This window comes from Streptomyces sp. NPDC003943 (genome assembly GCF_053605265.1).
The window spans coordinates 17,279-31,392 of record NZ_JBSGIW010000060.1 but is presented as its reverse complement, the minus strand read 5'-3'; the positions used below and the strand labels follow the sequence as shown (position 1 = coordinate 31,392).

Sequence of the window (14,114 nt, the reverse complement as noted above, 5' to 3'; positions counted from 1 at the left end):
GGTGCGGCCGACCGCACCGGTCGAGGGGACGATTCTCATGACTGCACCTGGCACCGGGCCCACGCCGTCCGGTCCCGTACGCCTGACCCGCGGCTCCGGCCGTTCCGGCGGTTCCGGCGGTTTTGCCGACGGAGCTGTCGGGCGCCCGCCCGTGCAGCGGACGGCCGAGCCCGACCTGCCGGAGCGGCCGCAGCCCGAACTCGGCGCGCTGCGGCTGCCCGAGCTGCGGACGCTGCGCCGCGAGGCGCAGAGCGACGAGGCCGATCTGAGCTACGTACGGCGGATGCTCCAGGGCCGGATCGACATCCTGCGCGCCGAGCTGGCGCGCCGCACCGACCCGGCGCCCACGGGTGCCGAGGCGCCGGCGGGGGCCGGGCCGGAGACGCCGGTGCTCGACCGGCTCTCGGAGATCCTCGCGGACGCCCCGTCGCGGCACCGGACGTCGGTGCGGCACGTGACGCTGTCGACGCCGCGCGGCGAGGAGTACCGGCGGCTGGCGGCCGAGATGCTGTCGGAGGTCGAGCTGTCGGACCTGACGGCCCGTACGGACGAGGAGCTGCACGCGGCGATGGGACGGCTCGCGGGGTACGAGCAGCAGGTCTCCCGGCGCAGGCACCAGCTCCAGCGGACGGCGGACGACTGCAGCGCGGAGATCGCCCGCCGCTACCGGGAGGGCGAGGCACAGGTCGACGACCTGTTGGCGTAGCCGGCCGCGCGGGCAGATCGGCGCGGGGGCAGGTGGGCCGCGTGGGCAGGGCGGCGCGCGGACAGGGCGCCGCGGGCCGGTCGGCGCGGGACAGGCTGGCGGGGGCAGGCCGCCGAGGGCTGGTCGGCGCCGGGCAGGTGGTGCGCGGGCAGGTCGTGGAAACTCGCGTGCGCCCGGCTTTGCCGCCCGCATAGCCTCGAAGGATGAGCCTTGAGGTGCGAGCGATCGACCAGTCCGAGTTCCGGGAGTGGTTGCTGACCAAGCGGGTCGGTTTCCTCAACCCGCCGGTGATCAAGGACGAGGAGGTCGCCGACCGGCTGCCGCACACGGACCTGACCCGCACCTACGGCGCCTTCGACCGCGGCCGGATCGTCGCCACCTTCCACTCCTTCGACCAGAAGCTGTCCACGGTCGGCGGCGCCGACCTCGCCGCGAACGCGGTCAGCGCGGTCACCGTCTCCCCGACCCACCGCAGGCGCGGCCTGCTCAGCCGGATGATGGCCGGCGACCTGGCGAGGGCGAAGGAGCGCGGCGACGCGTGCGCGACGCTGATCGCGGCCGAGTACCCGATCTACGGGCGGTTCGGCTTCGGCGTCGCCAGCTGGGCCACCGAGTGGGTCGTCGACGTGACCCGTTCCGGACTGGACGGCCGCTGGTCCGGGCCGGGGGAGGCGGACGGCGGCGGGCGCATCGACTTCTCCGACGGCGCCGAGATCCGCAAGGAGGGCCCGGCGCTGCACCGGCGCTTCGCCGCGCAGTGCGCCGGGGTCACCGACCGCTCGGCGCGCGGCTGGGACATCGGCACCGGCAACTCGTACCACTTCGAGCCGTGGACCGAGCCGTTCTACGCCGTCTACCGGTCCGCCGCCGGCGAGATCGAGGGCTATGTCGCGTACACCGTCGACGACAAGTGGAGCGACCAGAAGCAGCCGGTCAACACGGCGAGCGTGCGCGACCTGGTCGCCGTCACGCCGGCCGCGGAGCGCGCGCTGTGGCGGTTCGTCTGCTCGGTCGACTGGATCACCCGTGTCCGCACCGGCTACCGCGCCCCCGACGACGTGCTGCCGCTGCTGCTGCCCGACCCGCGCGCCGCGCAGGTCGTCACCCACGCCGACATGCTGTGGCTGCGGATCCTGGACGTGCCGAAGGTGCTCGAACCGCGGACGTACGCGGCGGAGGGCAGCCTCGTCCTGGACGTGCGGGACGCGGCCGGCTTCGCGGGCGGGCGCTACCGGCTCGACGCGTCCCCGGAGGGCGGCTCGTGCACGCCGACGACGGCGGCGCCCGATCTGGTCCTGGACGTGGCCGAGTTGGCGACGCTGGTGCTGGGCGACGAGTCGGCGGTGCGGCTCGGGGCACTCGGCCGGGTGGAGGAGGCCGCGGCCGGGGCGGCGGCGCGGGCGGATCTGCTGCTGCGGACCTCGCGGCGGCCGTGGAGTATGGACATCTTCTGATCGAGAGCACGTGGAGGGTGCACACGTGGAGGGCGCCGGGAGCGGGCTGCGGGAGCTGAAGAAGGAGCGGACGCGGCAGACGCTGTCGGACACCGCCGTCGAGCTGTGCCTTTAGCGGGCTGCGACGCGGTCTCGGTCGCGGAGATCGCGGCGTGCCCGCCCTCGCCCGGATCGGTGCCGGACGATGCGGGCGCCCAGCGCGGCGGCCTGGGCGGCGACGAGCCGGTCGGCTCTCACGCGGCAGCTGTCAGCTCTTCCGGGGTGGCGGGGGCGGCCGGTGCGGGCTTCTCCGTGCGGAGGAGCAGGAAGGCGACGGTGAAGGCGGCGACGAGCAGTGCGGCTCCGACGGCGAAGGCGAGGTGGTAGCCGGAGGTGAGCGCCTCGGCGACGGGCCGGCCCGCAGCGGTGAGGGTCTCGGTGCGGGCGTTGGCCAGGGTGGAGAGGACGGCGACGCCGACGGCCATGCCGATCTGCTGGGTCGTGTTGAAGAGGCCCGAGGCGAGGCCCGCGTCCTCCTCGCTCGCCCCGGACATGCCGAGCCCGGTGAGCGCGGGCAGCGCGAGCCCGAACCCGGCGGCGAGGAGCATCACCGGCAGCAGGTCCACGGCGTACGAGGCGTGGACCGGCACGCGGGTCAGCAGGCCGAGCACGCCGAAGAGCAGGACGAGGCCGGTGAGGAGGACGTTCCGCTCGCCGAAGCGGGTGATGAGGCGGGCGGCGAGGCCGAGCGAGACGGTGCCGATGACGGCGGCGGCGGGCAGCATCGCGAGCCCGGTCTCGGCGGCGCCGTAGCCCTGGACCTTCTGGAGGTAGAGGGCGACGAGGATCTGGAAGGAGAAGAGGGCGGCGACCATCAGCATCTGCACGAGGTTGGCGCCGGCGACGGCGCGGGAGCGCAGGATCCGCAGCGGCATCAGGGGCTGGGCGGCGGTGGCCTGGCGGACGAGGAAGCCGGCGAGGAGGACGAGCGCGAGGGCGCCGAGGCCGAGGGTGTGGGCCGAAGCGGCCCCGTACTCCTCGATCTTGACGACGGCGTAGATCCCGGTGGTCAGGCCGGAGGTGACGAGCAGCGCGCCGACGACGTCGGCGGCGCCCCGCGCGGTCCTGGTGGGGTCCTCGGGGAGCGTGGGGAGCGCGAGGAGCAGGGCGGCGGCGCCGATGGGGAGGTTGATGAAGAAGATCCAGTTCCAGGCGAGGGCGTCGGTGAGCAGGCCGCCGGCGACCTGGCCGATGGACGCTCCGGCGGCGCCGGTGAAGCCGAACACGGCGAAGGCGCGGGCCCGGTCGCGGGGTTCGGGGAAGAGCGTGACGAGGATGCCGAGGCTGACGGCGGAGGCCATCGCGCTGCCGACGCCCTGGAGGAAGCGGGCGGCGATGAGGACGGCGGGGGTGGCGGCCGCGCCGGCCAGGACGGAGGCGGCGGTGAAGAGTCCGGTGCCGGCGAGGAACATCCGCTTGCGCCCGATGAGGTCGCCGAGGCGGCCGGAGAGGAGGAGCAGGGCGCCGAAGGCGATGAGGTAGGCGTTGACGACCCAGCTGAGGCCGCCGGGGGTGAATCCGAGGTCGGCCTGGATGGCGGGCATGGCGACGGTGACGATGCTGCCGTCGAGGACGGTCATGAGGAGGGAGGTGGCGAGGACGGCGAGGGCGGTCCAGCGGGAGGTGCGCATGGCGGGGTCTCCTGTCGGGTGTGGCGACAGGAAGAACGCTAACAGATAGTTTTGTTGTAGACCATCTATCTCGGAACGAGATCGGCTCTCAGCTCTTCTGGCGTGCCCGCCGCGCGGTGTGCGGACCCTCGACAGCGGTCTCCAGATGTCCCGTGACCAGCCGGTTCAGGGCGCGCACCAGGACCTCCCGCTCGTCCTCGGGCAGCGCCCCGAGCGCCGCCTGATGCACCTCGTCCACGATCCGCTGACTCCGCGCCGCGACCTTCGCGCCCTCCTCGGTCACCGCGATGATCCGCGCGCGCCGGTCCGCACTCGACGCCCGCCGCTCCGCGAGCCCGGCCTTCTCCAGTGCGTCGACGGTCACGACCATGGTCGTCTTGTCCATGTCCCCGATCTCCGCGAGCTGCGCCTGCGTCCGCTCCTCCTCCAGCGCGTGCACCAGCACGCAGTGCATCCGCGCCGTCAGCCCGATCTCGGCGAGCCGGGCGGCCATCTGGCTGCGCAGGACATGACTCGAGTGGTCGAGGAGGTAGGAGAGGTCGGGCTCGGTACGCGCGGGTGCCATGGCAGTCATACGGCCAGGGTAACGAGAACCGTTTTGTCGCGGATTATCGGCGAGCGCACGAGTGGGCGAGGTGCCAGGCTGGCCCCATGCGGCCCTTGCTCTTCCTCGACGTGGACGGCCCCCTGATCCCCTTCGGCGCCCCGACCCCGTACCCCTCCTACGGGCCCGTCCCGCCGCCGGACGCCCATCCGCTCCTCCGGCGCCTCGACCCGGCGTACGGCCCGCGCCTCGGCGCTCTCGGCTGCGAGCTCGTCTGGGCGACCACCTGGGGCTCCGACGCCAACGAGCTGCTCGCGCCGAGGCTCGGGCTGCAGCCGCTGCCGGTGGTGGACTGGCCGGACGACGACCTCGTGGACGTGGTCGCGGGGCTTCACTGGAAGACGCGGCTCTTTCCGCCTGGGCGGGCGGGCGGCCGTACGTCTGGCTGGACGACGAGATCACCGCCCCCGACCGCGCCTGGACGGCCGCCCACCACCCGGCGCCGGCTCTGCTGCGCCGGGTGGATCCCCGTAGGGGCCTCGGGGAGGCGGACTTGGCGGCCGTCGCGGCCTGGGTGGCCGGGCTCGGGGGCGGGGTCGGGGGTGCGGTCAGGAGCGGGGCTGGTTGAAGCGGAGCATGTTGCCCGCGGGGTCGCGGAACGCGCAGTCGCGGACGCCGTACGGCTGGTCCATGGGCTCCTGGAGGACCTCGCCGCCCGCCGCGCGGATGCGCTCGAAGGTGGCGTCGACGTCTTCCGTGCGGAAGATGACGCCGCGCAGCATGCCCTTGGCGAGGAGTTCGGCGGCGGCCTGGCGGTCGGCGGCCGGGGCGTTGGGGTCGGCGAGCGGCGGTTCGAGGACGATCTCGACGTCCGGCTGGGTGGGCGAGCCGACGGTGACCCAGCGCATGCCCTCGAAGGAGACGTCGTTGCGGACCTCGAGGCCGAGCGCGTCGCGGTAGAAGGCGAGCGCCTTGTCGTGGTCGTCGACGGCGATGAAGCACTGGGACAGGTTGATGGTGGTGGCGTTCGTGTTCATGGAACCGACGTTAGGAGCCCGCGGGGCTTTCCGCTTCTCCGTTCCTGACCGGTTCCGGATCGGGTTCCGGATCGGGCTCGGGGTCCGGGGCGGGCTGCCGTGGCGCCCGGGTGGGGCGCGTCAGGAACTTCGCCACGCACGCCGGGATCGGCTCGCCCGCCTCGTGGTTCCGCGCCCGGTACGCGCTCGGGCTCTCCCCGACCAGTTCCGTGAAGCGTGTGCTGAACGACCCGAGCGACGTACACCCGACCGCGAAGCACACCTCCGTCACGCTCAGGTCGCCACGCCGCAGCAGCGTCTTCGCCCGCTCGATCCGCCGGGTCATGAGGTAGCTGTACGGCGTCTCCCCGTACGCGGCCCGGAAGCTCCGCTGGAAGTGCCCGGCCGACATCAGCGCGGCCCGCGCCAGGGCCGGCACGTCGAGCGGCTCCGCGTAGTCGCGGTCGATCATGTCCCGCGCGCGGCGCAGTCTCACCAGGTCGTCGAGGGTCGGCGTCACGGTCCCACAGTACGTACCGCCGAGGCCCGTCAGGAATGGAGAAGCAGCCTCGGGCCGCCCCGCCTAGCCTGGCTGCTGCGAGCCACCACCGCCGAGGAGACACGATGAGCAAGCCGTCGATGAGCAAGCCGTCGCACGCCGCCGACAGCCACGACATGATCCGCGTGCACGGCGCGCGCGAGAACAACCTCAAGGACGTCAGCATCGAGCTCCCGAAGCGCCGGCTCACCGTCTTCACCGGCGTCTCCGGCTCCGGCAAGAGCTCCCTCGTCTTCGACACGATCGCGGCCGAGTCGCAGCGGCTGATCAACGAGACGTACAGCGCCTTCGTCCAGGGCTTCATGCCCTCCCTCGGCCGCCCCGACGTCGACGTCCTCGACGGTCTGACCACCGCGATCACCGTCGACCAGCAGCGGATGGGCGGCGACCCGCGCTCCACCGTCGGCACCGCCACCGACGCCAACGCCATGCTGCGGATCCTCTTCAGCCGCCTCGGCACGCCGCACATCGGCGGCCCGAAGGCGTTCTCCTTCAACGTCGCCTCCGTCAGCGGCGCCGGCGCGATCTCCGTCGAGAAGGGCGGCCGGACGGTGAAGGAGCGGCGCAGCTTCACCGTCACCGGCGGCATGTGCCCGCGCTGCGAGGGCCGTGGCGCGGTCTCCGACATCGACCTCACGGCGCTGTACGACGACACGAAGTCGCTCGCCGAGGGCGCGCTGACGATCCCCGGCTACAGCATGGACGGCTGGTTCGGCCGGATCTTCTCCGGCAGCGGCTTCTTCGAAATGGACAAGCCGATCCGCCGCTACACCAAGCGCGAGCTGAACGACCTCCTGCACCGCGAGCCGACCAAGATCAAGGTCGAGGGCATCAACCTCACCTACGAGGGCCTGATCCCCAAGCTCCAGAAGTCGATGCTGTCGAAGGACATCGACTCCCTCCAGCCGCACGTCCGCGCCTTCGTCGAGCGCGCGGTCACCTTCGCCACCTGCCCCGACTGCGACGGCACCCGCCTCAACGAGGGCGCCCGCTCGTCGAAGATCGGCGGGAAGAGCATCGCCGACGTGTGCGCGATGCAGATCAGCGACCTGGCGGAGTGGGTGCGCGGCGTCGAGGACCCGGCGGTGGCGCCGCTGCTCGCGACGCTCCAGCAGACGCTCGACTCGTTCGTGGAGATCGGCCTCGGCTATCTCGCGCTCGACCGCCCCTCGGGCACCCTCTCGGGCGGCGAGGCACAGCGCGTGAAGATGATCCGGCACCTCGGGTCGTCGCTCACCGACGTCACGTACGTCTTCGACGAGCCGACGACCGGGCTGCACCCGCACGACATCCAGCGCATGAACGGCCTGCTGCTGCGGCTGCGCGACAAGGGCAACACGGTCCTCGTCGTCGAGCACAAGCCGGAGACCATCGCGATCGCCGACCACGTGGTGGATCTCGGGCCCGGCGCGGGTACGGCGGGCGGCAGCGTCTGCTTCGAGGGCACGGTCGACGCGCTGCGGGGCAGCGACACGGTCACCGGCCGGCACTTCGGCGACCGGGCGACGATCAAGGACTCCGTACGGAAGCCGACCGGCGTCCTGGAGGTGCGCGGCGCGAGCGCGAACAACCTGCGCGACGTCGACGTCGACATCCCGCTCGGCGTCCTCGCCGTCGTCACCGGTGTCGCCGGTTCCGGCAAGAGCTCGCTGGTGCACGGCTCGATTCCCCGGGGCGCGGGCGTGGTGTCGGTCGACCAGGGCGCGATCCGCGGCTCGCGGCGCTCCAACCCGGCGACGTACACCGGGCTCCTCGACCCGATCCGCAAGGCGTTCGCCAAGGCCAACGGCGTGAAGCCGGCGCTGTTCAGCGCCAACTCGGAGGGCGCCTGCCCGACCTGCAACGGCGCCGGGGTCGTCTACACGGACCTGGCGATGATGGCCGGGGTGTCCACGGTGTGCGAGGAGTGCGAGGGGAGGCGCTTCCAGGCCTCGGTCCTCGAATACCGCTTCGGCGGCCGGAACATCGCCGAGGTGCTCGCCATGTCCGTCGAGGAGGCCGAGGCGTTCCTCGGCGCGGGTGAAGCCCGCACCCCGGCCGCCCACCGCATCGTGGAGCGCCTCGCCGACGTCGGCCTCGGCTACCTCAGCCTCGGCCAGCCGCTCACCACCCTCTCCGGCGGCGAGCGCCAGCGACTCAAGCTGGCCACCCACATGGGCGACAAGGGCGGCGTCTACGTCCTCGACGAGCCCACCGCCGGCCTCCACCTCGCCGACGTCGAACAGCTCCTCGGCCTCCTCGACCGGCTCGTCGACTCCGGCAAGTCCGTCATCGTCGTCGAGCACCACCAGGCCGTCATGGTCCACGCCGACTGGATCATCGACCTCGGCCCCGGCGCCGGTCACGACGGCGGCCGCATCGTCTTCGAGGGCACCCCGGCTGAACTGGTCGCGGCCCGCTCGACGCTGACGGGGCAGCACCTGGCGGAGTACGTGGGCGCCTGACGGCAGGGACGCGCGGCAGGATACGGGGATGGAGCTGACCGTCCCCGTCCTGACCGCCCCCACCGGCCTCACCCTGCGCCCCTGGCGCCTCGCGGACCCGGACCTCGCGCTGGTCCGCGAGGCGTCCGCCGACCCGTACATCCCCCTGATCACGACCGTGCCCCCGTCCTATTCCGAGGCCGAGGGCCGCGCCTTCGTCGAGCGCCAGTGGTCCCGCGCCGCGACGGGGGCCGGTTATCCCTTCGCCATCGAGCTCCCGGCCGTGGACGCCGGTCAGGCCGCCCGCCCGGTCGGCTTCATCGGGCTCTGGCTCAAGGACCTCGCCCAGGGCCGCGCCTCCCTCGGCTACTGGCTCAGCCCCGCCGCACGCGGCCACGCCATCGCCGGCACCGCTCTCGCCACGGTCGCGGAATGGGCCTTCCGGGACCTCGAAGTCCCCCGGCTCGAACTCTGCGTCGAACCCTGGAACACCGCCTCGGCCCGCACGGCGGAACGCGCCGGCTTCCGCCGTGAGGGGGTGCTGCGGGGCTGGCAGCAGGTGGGGGAGGAGCGGCGGGACATGGTGATGTACGGGCGGCTGCGCGGGGACGCGGGCCGGCCGGCGGAGGTTGAGGCGCGCGCGTAACAGAACTATTGCAAGCACCTGCTTGCAATAGTTAGCGGCAGCTGGCAGGGTCGAGACATGGCATCGCTCAACGTCGGCAATCTCGGTGAGTACCTCCGCGAGCAGCGGCGCACCGCGCAGCTGTCCCTGCGGCAGCTCGCCGAGGCCGCGGGGGTGTCGAATCCGTATCTGAGTCAGATCGAGCGGGGGCTGCGCAAGCCCAGCGCGGAGGTGCTGCAGCAGGTCGCGAAGGCCCTGCGGATCTCCGCCGAGACGCTGTACGTGCGCGCCGGGATCCTCGACGAGAAGGACCGGGACGAGCTGGAGACGCGCGCCGTCATCCTGGCCGATCCCTCGATCAACGAGCGGCAGAAGCAGGTGCTGCTCCAGATCTACGACTCCTTCCGCAAGGAGAACGCCGCCGAGAACACCGCCGGGCAGCCGGCGCAGCCCACCGACACGTAGCACTTCTGGGAGGACCACGACCATGGCCATCATCGACGAACTGCGTACCCCCCTCTACTTCGCCGCCGGCACCGCCGACCTCGCCGTGCAGCAGGCCAAGAAGGTGCCCGGGCTCATCGAGCAGCTCGCCGCCGAGGCGCCCGCGCGGATCGAGGCCGTGAAGAAGACGGACCCGAAGGCGGTGCAGGAGAAGGCGCAGGCGAAGTTCGCCGAGTTCGTGGGCGGCATCGACACCGACCTGAAGAAGCTGGGCGAGCAGGCCCAGGACCTGGCGCTGCGCGGGGTCGGCGTCGCCGCCGAGTACGCGGTGAAGGCGCGCGAGAAGTACGAGGAGCTCGCCGCGCACGGCGAGGAGGCCGTCAAGGCGTGGCGGGGCGAGGTCGCCGAGGAGATCACCGAGATCGCCGTCGTCGTCGAGCCGGACCCCGAGCCGAAGCCGGAGGCCAAGGCCGCGGAGGTGGCGGCTCCCAAGCCCGCCGCCCGCAAGACCACCACCCGCAAGACGCCCGCCAAGAAGACCGTTGCCGCCGAAAGCGGCGAGTAGTCCCCGGTCCGGGCACCAAACCGGGTGTCCGGAGCGTTGTACCGGGTACCTTGGCCGCGAGGCGCTCCACCCACTCACCTAGGCGGTGCACAGCATGTTGGCGAACGGCTTCGACTCGATCCTCTCCCTGGTGACCTTCCTGGTCTTCACCGGCTTCGCCGTCGCCGCGTTCGTCTTCGCCGCCATGGCCCGGGAGGACGCGTATCGTGCCGCCGACAAGCAGACCAAGAAGTTCTGGCTGATCCTGCTCGGGATCAACCTGCTCCTCAACGTGCTGCTGCCGATGCTGTTCCTGCAGATCGCCGGACTCATCGCCGCCATCGTCTTCATGGTGGACGTGCGGCCGGCCCTCCGTCAGGTCTCCGGAGGCGGCCGCCGCGGCGGCTCCAGCAGCGACGGACCGTACGGCCCCTACAACGGCGGCCGGTGATCCGGCCCGGTTACCACACAGGGCCCGGGGTCACTGACTCCGGCCCGGTCATCCGTGCAGGGCCCGGGCTCACTGACCTCGGCCCGGTCATCCGTGCAGGGCCCGGGGTCACTGACTCCGGGCCCTGTCCCGTACCAGGTCGCCTTCCCGGTCCCGTTCCAGCGCCAGCACCGCCACGTCGTCCGTCAGCTCCCCGCCGTTCAGCTCGCGCACCTCCGTCACGGCCGCGTCGAGCAGCTCCTCGCCGCGCAGTCCCGCCGCCAGCTGCCGGTTGATCATCTCGACCATTCCGTCCTGGCCGAGTCGCGGCGAGCCCGGGCCCGCCGAGCGGCCCTCGATCAGGCCGTCCGTGTACATCAGCAGGCTCCAGCTCGCCCCCAGCTCGACCTGTCGGCGCGGCCAGCGGGCGCGCGGCAGCAGGCCGAGGGCCGGGCCTCCCTCGTCGTAGGGCAGGAGCCGGGCCGGCAGTCCGTGCCGGGCGATCAGCGGCGCGGGGTGGCCGGCCAGGGAGAGCCCGGCCCGGCGCCCGTCGGGCGCGATGTCGACCGTGCAGAGCGTCGCGAAGATCTCCTCGCTCTCCCGCTCGTGCTCCAGGACCTGCTGGAGCGTGGAGAGCAGCTCGTCCCCGCACAGGCCCGCGAAGGTCAGCGCCCGCCAGGCGATCCGCAGTTCCACGCCGAGCGCGGCCTCGTCCGGGCCGTGGCCGCAGACGTCGCCGATCATGGCGTGGACGGTGCCGTCGGGGGTGCGGACGGTGTCGTAGAAGTCGCCGCCGAGCAGCGCGCGGGACCGGCCGGGCCGGTAGCGGGCGGCGAAGCGGAGCGCGGAGCCCTCCAGGAGCGGGGTCGGCAGGAGGCCGCGCTCCAGACGGGCGTTCTCCTGGGCGCGCAGCCGGGACTCGGTGAGCTTGACCTGCACGGCGTCGGCGCGCTTGCGCTCGACCGCGTACCGGATGGCCCGGCTGAGGAGCCGTCCGTCGAGCTCCTCGCGGAAGAGGTGGTCCTGCGCCCCGACCCGTACCGCCTCGGCCGCGAGTTCCGCGTCCGCGGAGGCGGCGAGGGCGAGGACGGCGTGGCGCGGCGCGAGCCGCAGGATGTGCCGGAGCGGCGCGAGCGGGTCGTCCTCCGCTCCACGGGGTGCGGGCAGGGCGAGGTCGACCAGGATGCAGTGCACGTCGTCGGTGAGCAGCCGCTCGGCCTCGGTGAGGTTGCGGGCGGTGCGGACGCGGAGCCGGGGGCCGGCCGCGTCGAGCATGTCGGGCACGGCGAGCGCGCCCGCCGGGTCGTCCTCGACGACGAGGAGCGTGAGGTCGGTGGCGGTGCCACCGGTGCCAGCGTTCGTGGTGGTGGTGCCGGGCGTTCCGGGTGCCGCGGGAGAATCGATTCTCTGGCGCGGTACGGGTACGGGCATCGGTCTGGTTTCCTTCCCTCCCCCCGAGGGCCGGGGACCGACCATAGCGGGCCCGTGCGCCGATGCGGAACGGCGATCACAGAGCGGACCGCCGGAACCCGTTGGCATATGCCGCGGATGGGGAGGTAGGCGCCCCTGTTCCGATGAGAAAGGTCACTCCGGGCGGACGACGCCCAGGATCTCCATCGTGCCCGCGCCCGTGAGCGTCACGTTCCGCCCGGGGCGCGGCGCGTGCACGATCGCCCCGTTCCCCACGTACATCCCGATATGACTGGCGTCCTTGTAGTAGACGATCAGGTCGCCGGGCCGCATGTCCTTGATGTCCACGTGCTTCAGCAGCCGCCACTGCTCCTGCGAGGTGCGCGGGATGGACAGGCCGGCGGCACCCCAGGCGGACTGGGTGAGTCCCGAGCAGTCGTACGAGGCCGGGCCCTCGGCCCCCCACACGTACGGCTTGCCGATCTGCGCGGTGGCGAACTCCACCGCCCGCCTGCCGGCCGGGGTGGCCTGCTCGTTCAGCTCCTTGAGGATGCCCGAGTCGAGCCACTTGGTCTGCGCCCGGTACTGCGCCTGCTGCTCCAGGGCGAGCAGCCGGGCCCGCTCCTCGGCGGCGAGCTGGGACTCCAGCTTCTTCGCCGCGTCGATCTTGTCGTTGATCTCCTTCTTCGCCTTGGCCTGCTTGACCCGGTTGGCCTCCAGCTTGGTCCAGTTGTCGCTGGCGTCCTTGGCGTAGGTGGTCAACTCGGACTGGGTCTGCGTCAGTTCGGCGAGCAGATCGGTGGTGGCCTTCTGCCCCTCCTTGAGCCGGCCCGCGTTGTCGAGGAAGAGCTGGGGGTCGTTGGTGAGGACGAGCTGGGCGCCGTCCGGCAGACCGCCGTTGCGGTACTGGGCGCGGGCCGTGGCGCCGGCCCGGGCCTTGAGGTCCGCGATCTTCTGCTGGCCGGCCACGATCATCCGGGCCAGCTGCACGATCTCGGCGGACTGCTCCTTGGTCTTCTCCTCGGCGAGGTTGTACGCGTCGGTGGCGACGGCGGCCTGCCGGTAGAGCTCGTCGATCTCCTCGCGGACCTCTTCGAGGGTCTTCTGCGGCTGCTTCGGCGGCGGGGGGAGCGGGGCGGCGGCGGCCTGCAGGGTGAGCGCCGGCGAGGCGAGCACCGTCAGGGCGCAGACCACGGTGAGCGTGGCGATGGCGTGGCGGCGTCGGTTCACTGGCTCCCCCTCAAGTGACCTGCATGAACTTAACTGATTTACCGTCAGTAACTTGGTCGTGACCTTGGCGATAGTGCCATGCGAAACCGGAAAACAACAGGGGAGAGCCGGGCCTGTCGGGTCACTCCCCCCTAGTGGTGACGTGCGTTGCTCCTGTTGCGTTCCCCCGAGTCGCGGGCGGTGCTCGCCACCCGTCCGGAATTCACCGGGAGTTCGGCGCCAGTGCCTCCCACCGCACCGTCACCTCGCCCTGCCGCCACCGCCGCGGACCGTCCGTCAGCGGCCAGTCGGCCGCCAGATCGCGTACGGAGCGGATCCAGCGCTGCCGGGCGCCGAGCGAGGCGAACGGGGCCGCCGCCGCCCACGCCCGGTCGAAGTCCCGCAGGAACGCGTGCACCGGCTCGCCCGGCACGTTCCGGTGGATCAGCGCCTTGGGCAGCCGCTCCGCCAGGTCGGAGGGCCGGTCGAGCGAGCCGAGCCGGGTCGCGAAGGTCACCGTCCGCGGCCCCGACCGGTCGAGCGCCACCCACACGTGCCGCCGGCCGATCTCGTCGCACGTCCCCTCGACGAGGAGGCCCTCGGGCGCGAGGCGGGCGCACAGGCGCTCCCAGACCGCGGCCACCTGCTCCTCGTCGTACTGCCGCAGCACGTTCGCGGCCCGGATCAGCGCGACCTCGCCGGGCACCGGCACCTCGAAGCCGCCGTGCCGGAACTCCAGGCCCTCGCGCTCGTACGGCTTCGCGGCGGCGACCCGGGCCGGCTCGATCTCGATGCCGTAGAGCAGCGTGCGGGGGTCGGCGGTGCGCAGCCGGGCGAGCAGCTCGACGGCGGTCCAGGGCGCGGCGCCGTAGCCGAGGTCGACGGCGACGGGCGGCGCGTCGGAGCGGCGCAGGGCCGGGCCGTGCACGGCGGCGATCCAGCGGTCCTGGCGGCGCAGCCGGTTGGGGTTGGTGGTCCCGCGGGTGACCGTGCCGACGGGGCGGGGCCCGGCCGTGCGGGGGGTGCGGGATGCCATGGAACGAGCGTAAAGGGTGCTGGTGGAGGGCCTGACCAGGTTCT

Annotated in this window: 14 protein-coding genes and 1 pseudogene; 8 read left to right on the top strand and 7 right to left on the bottom strand. The window is 72.7% G+C overall.

The window, feature by feature from the left end:
- The first annotated feature begins 37 nt into the window (after window positions 1–37).
- Both ACWEV0_RS23515 and ACWEV0_RS23510 read left to right on the top strand, forming a co-directional pair.
- A complete protein-coding gene (locus tag ACWEV0_RS23515; protein WP_453151376.1) occupies window positions 38–706 on the top strand; it encodes an RsiG family protein in 669 nt (222 codons plus the stop codon).
- Between the two features lie 203 nt (window positions 707–909).
- Window positions 910–2,160, top strand: coding sequence for a GNAT family N-acetyltransferase (locus tag ACWEV0_RS23510; protein ID WP_453151375.1), 1,251 nt, complete (start codon window positions 910–912; stop codon window positions 2,158–2,160).
- A 233-nt stretch (window positions 2,161–2,393) separates the two neighbouring features.
- Here the strand turns inward: ACWEV0_RS23510 and ACWEV0_RS23505 are convergent, their stop codons facing one another.
- Entirely contained in the window at window positions 2,394–3,830 is a 1,437-nt protein-coding gene (locus tag ACWEV0_RS23505; RefSeq protein WP_453151374.1) for an MFS transporter, read from the bottom strand.
- An 88-nt stretch (window positions 3,831–3,918) separates the two neighbouring features.
- Window positions 3,919–4,404: a MarR family winged helix-turn-helix transcriptional regulator gene (locus ACWEV0_RS23500; protein ID WP_453151373.1), complete on the bottom strand. Its 486-nt coding sequence runs from the start codon at window positions 4,402–4,404 to the stop codon at window positions 3,919–3,921.
- A 77-nt stretch (window positions 4,405–4,481) separates the two neighbouring features.
- Here ACWEV0_RS23500 and ACWEV0_RS23495 point away from each other — a divergent pair.
- Window positions 4,482–5,002: pseudogene (locus ACWEV0_RS23495) on the top strand (HAD domain-containing protein).
- Here the strand turns inward: ACWEV0_RS23495 and ACWEV0_RS23490 are convergent.
- Together ACWEV0_RS23490 and ACWEV0_RS23485 are read right to left on the bottom strand one after the other, a co-directional pair.
- On the bottom strand, window positions 4,983–5,411 hold the full coding sequence (locus ACWEV0_RS23490; protein WP_453151372.1) for a VOC family protein: 429 nt from the start codon (window positions 5,409–5,411) through the stop codon (window positions 4,983–4,985). The pseudogene ACWEV0_RS23495 and the gene ACWEV0_RS23490 overlap by 20 nt on opposite strands.
- A 10-nt stretch (window positions 5,412–5,421) precedes the next feature.
- Window positions 5,422–5,862 (bottom strand): helix-turn-helix transcriptional regulator, encoded by a 441-nt coding sequence (locus ACWEV0_RS23485; protein ID WP_453151397.1) that lies wholly within the window; start codon window positions 5,860–5,862, stop codon window positions 5,422–5,424.
- Window positions 5,863–6,014: 152 nt separating this feature from the next.
- Between ACWEV0_RS23485 and ACWEV0_RS23480 the strand changes: the two genes are divergently transcribed.
- The 5 genes from ACWEV0_RS23480 (at window position 6,015) to ACWEV0_RS23460 (ending at window position 10,436) form a co-directional block, all read left to right on the top strand.
- The gene (locus ACWEV0_RS23480; protein ID WP_453151371.1) at window positions 6,015–8,393 is read left to right on the top strand and encodes an ATP-binding cassette domain-containing protein; all 2,379 of its coding nucleotides are present in this window, start codon (window positions 6,015–6,017) and stop codon (window positions 8,391–8,393) included.
- A 28-nt stretch (window positions 8,394–8,421) separates the two neighbouring features.
- A complete protein-coding gene (locus ACWEV0_RS23475) occupies window positions 8,422–9,018 on the top strand; it encodes a GNAT family N-acetyltransferase (RefSeq protein ID WP_453151370.1) in 597 nt (198 codons plus the stop codon).
- A gap of 57 nt (window positions 9,019–9,075) precedes the next feature.
- Window positions 9,076–9,462: a helix-turn-helix domain-containing protein gene (locus tag ACWEV0_RS23470; RefSeq protein WP_453151369.1), complete on the top strand. Its 387-nt coding sequence runs from the start codon at window positions 9,076–9,078 to the stop codon at window positions 9,460–9,462.
- Window positions 9,463–9,484: 22 nt separating this feature from the next.
- Entirely contained in the window at window positions 9,485–10,006 is a 522-nt protein-coding gene (locus ACWEV0_RS23465; protein WP_453151368.1) for a hypothetical protein, read from the top strand.
- A 94-nt stretch (window positions 10,007–10,100) separates the two neighbouring features.
- Window positions 10,101–10,436, top strand: a complete 336-nt coding sequence (locus ACWEV0_RS23460) for a DUF2516 family protein (RefSeq protein WP_453151367.1) — start codon at window positions 10,101–10,103, stop codon at window positions 10,434–10,436.
- A 108-nt stretch (window positions 10,437–10,544) separates the two neighbouring features.
- On the opposite strand, the gene ACWEV0_RS23455 is transcribed toward ACWEV0_RS23460, so the two are convergent.
- From ACWEV0_RS23455 to ACWEV0_RS23445, 3 genes are all read right to left on the bottom strand, one after another.
- Window positions 10,545–11,846, bottom strand: a complete 1,302-nt coding sequence (locus ACWEV0_RS23455) for a PP2C family protein-serine/threonine phosphatase (protein ID WP_453151366.1) — start codon at window positions 11,844–11,846, stop codon at window positions 10,545–10,547.
- A 153-nt stretch (window positions 11,847–11,999) separates the two neighbouring features.
- Window positions 12,000–13,055 carry an NlpC/P60 family protein gene (locus ACWEV0_RS23450; RefSeq protein WP_453151365.1) on the bottom strand — a complete coding sequence of 352 codons (1,056 nt, stop codon included), beginning with the start codon at window positions 13,053–13,055 and terminating at the stop codon, window positions 12,000–12,002.
- Window positions 13,056–13,257: 202 nt separating this feature from the next.
- Window positions 13,258–14,070 carry a class I SAM-dependent methyltransferase gene (locus ACWEV0_RS23445; protein ID WP_453151364.1) on the bottom strand — a complete coding sequence of 271 codons (813 nt, stop codon included), beginning with the start codon at window positions 14,068–14,070 and terminating at the stop codon, window positions 13,258–13,260.
- Between the last annotated feature and the right edge of the window lie 44 nt (window positions 14,071–14,114).

Bases quoted from the DNA above. Each gene is read 5' to 3' on its own strand.
- ACWEV0_RS23515 (WP_453151376.1), top strand. From the start codon at position 38: ATGACTGCACCTGGCACCGGGCCCACGCCGTCCGGTCCCGTACGCCTG.
- ACWEV0_RS23510 (WP_453151375.1), top strand. From the start codon at position 910: ATGAGCCTTGAGGTGCGAGCGATCGACCAGTCCGAGTTCCGGGAGTGG.
- ACWEV0_RS23505 (WP_453151374.1), bottom strand. From the start codon at position 3,830: ATGCGCACCTCCCGCTGGACCGCCCTCGCCGTCCTCGCCACCTCCCTC.
- ACWEV0_RS23500 (WP_453151373.1), bottom strand. From the start codon at position 4,404: ATGACTGCCATGGCACCCGCGCGTACCGAGCCCGACCTCTCCTACCTC.
- ACWEV0_RS23490 (WP_453151372.1), bottom strand. From the start codon at position 5,411: ATGAACACGAACGCCACCACCATCAACCTGTCCCAGTGCTTCATCGCC.
- ACWEV0_RS23485 (WP_453151397.1), bottom strand. From the start codon at position 5,862: ATGATCGACCGCGACTACGCGGAGCCGCTCGACGTGCCGGCCCTGGCG.
- ACWEV0_RS23480 (WP_453151371.1), top strand. From the start codon at position 6,015: ATGAGCAAGCCGTCGATGAGCAAGCCGTCGCACGCCGCCGACAGCCAC.
- ACWEV0_RS23475 (WP_453151370.1), top strand. From the start codon at position 8,422: ATGGAGCTGACCGTCCCCGTCCTGACCGCCCCCACCGGCCTCACCCTG.
- ACWEV0_RS23470 (WP_453151369.1), top strand. From the start codon at position 9,076: ATGGCATCGCTCAACGTCGGCAATCTCGGTGAGTACCTCCGCGAGCAG.
- ACWEV0_RS23465 (WP_453151368.1), top strand. From the start codon at position 9,485: ATGGCCATCATCGACGAACTGCGTACCCCCCTCTACTTCGCCGCCGGC.
- ACWEV0_RS23460 (WP_453151367.1), top strand. From the start codon at position 10,101: ATGTTGGCGAACGGCTTCGACTCGATCCTCTCCCTGGTGACCTTCCTG.
- ACWEV0_RS23455 (WP_453151366.1), bottom strand. From the start codon at position 11,846: ATGCCCGTACCCGTACCGCGCCAGAGAATCGATTCTCCCGCGGCACCC.
- ACWEV0_RS23445 (WP_453151364.1), bottom strand. From the start codon at position 14,070: ATGGCATCCCGCACCCCCCGCACGGCCGGGCCCCGCCCCGTCGGCACG.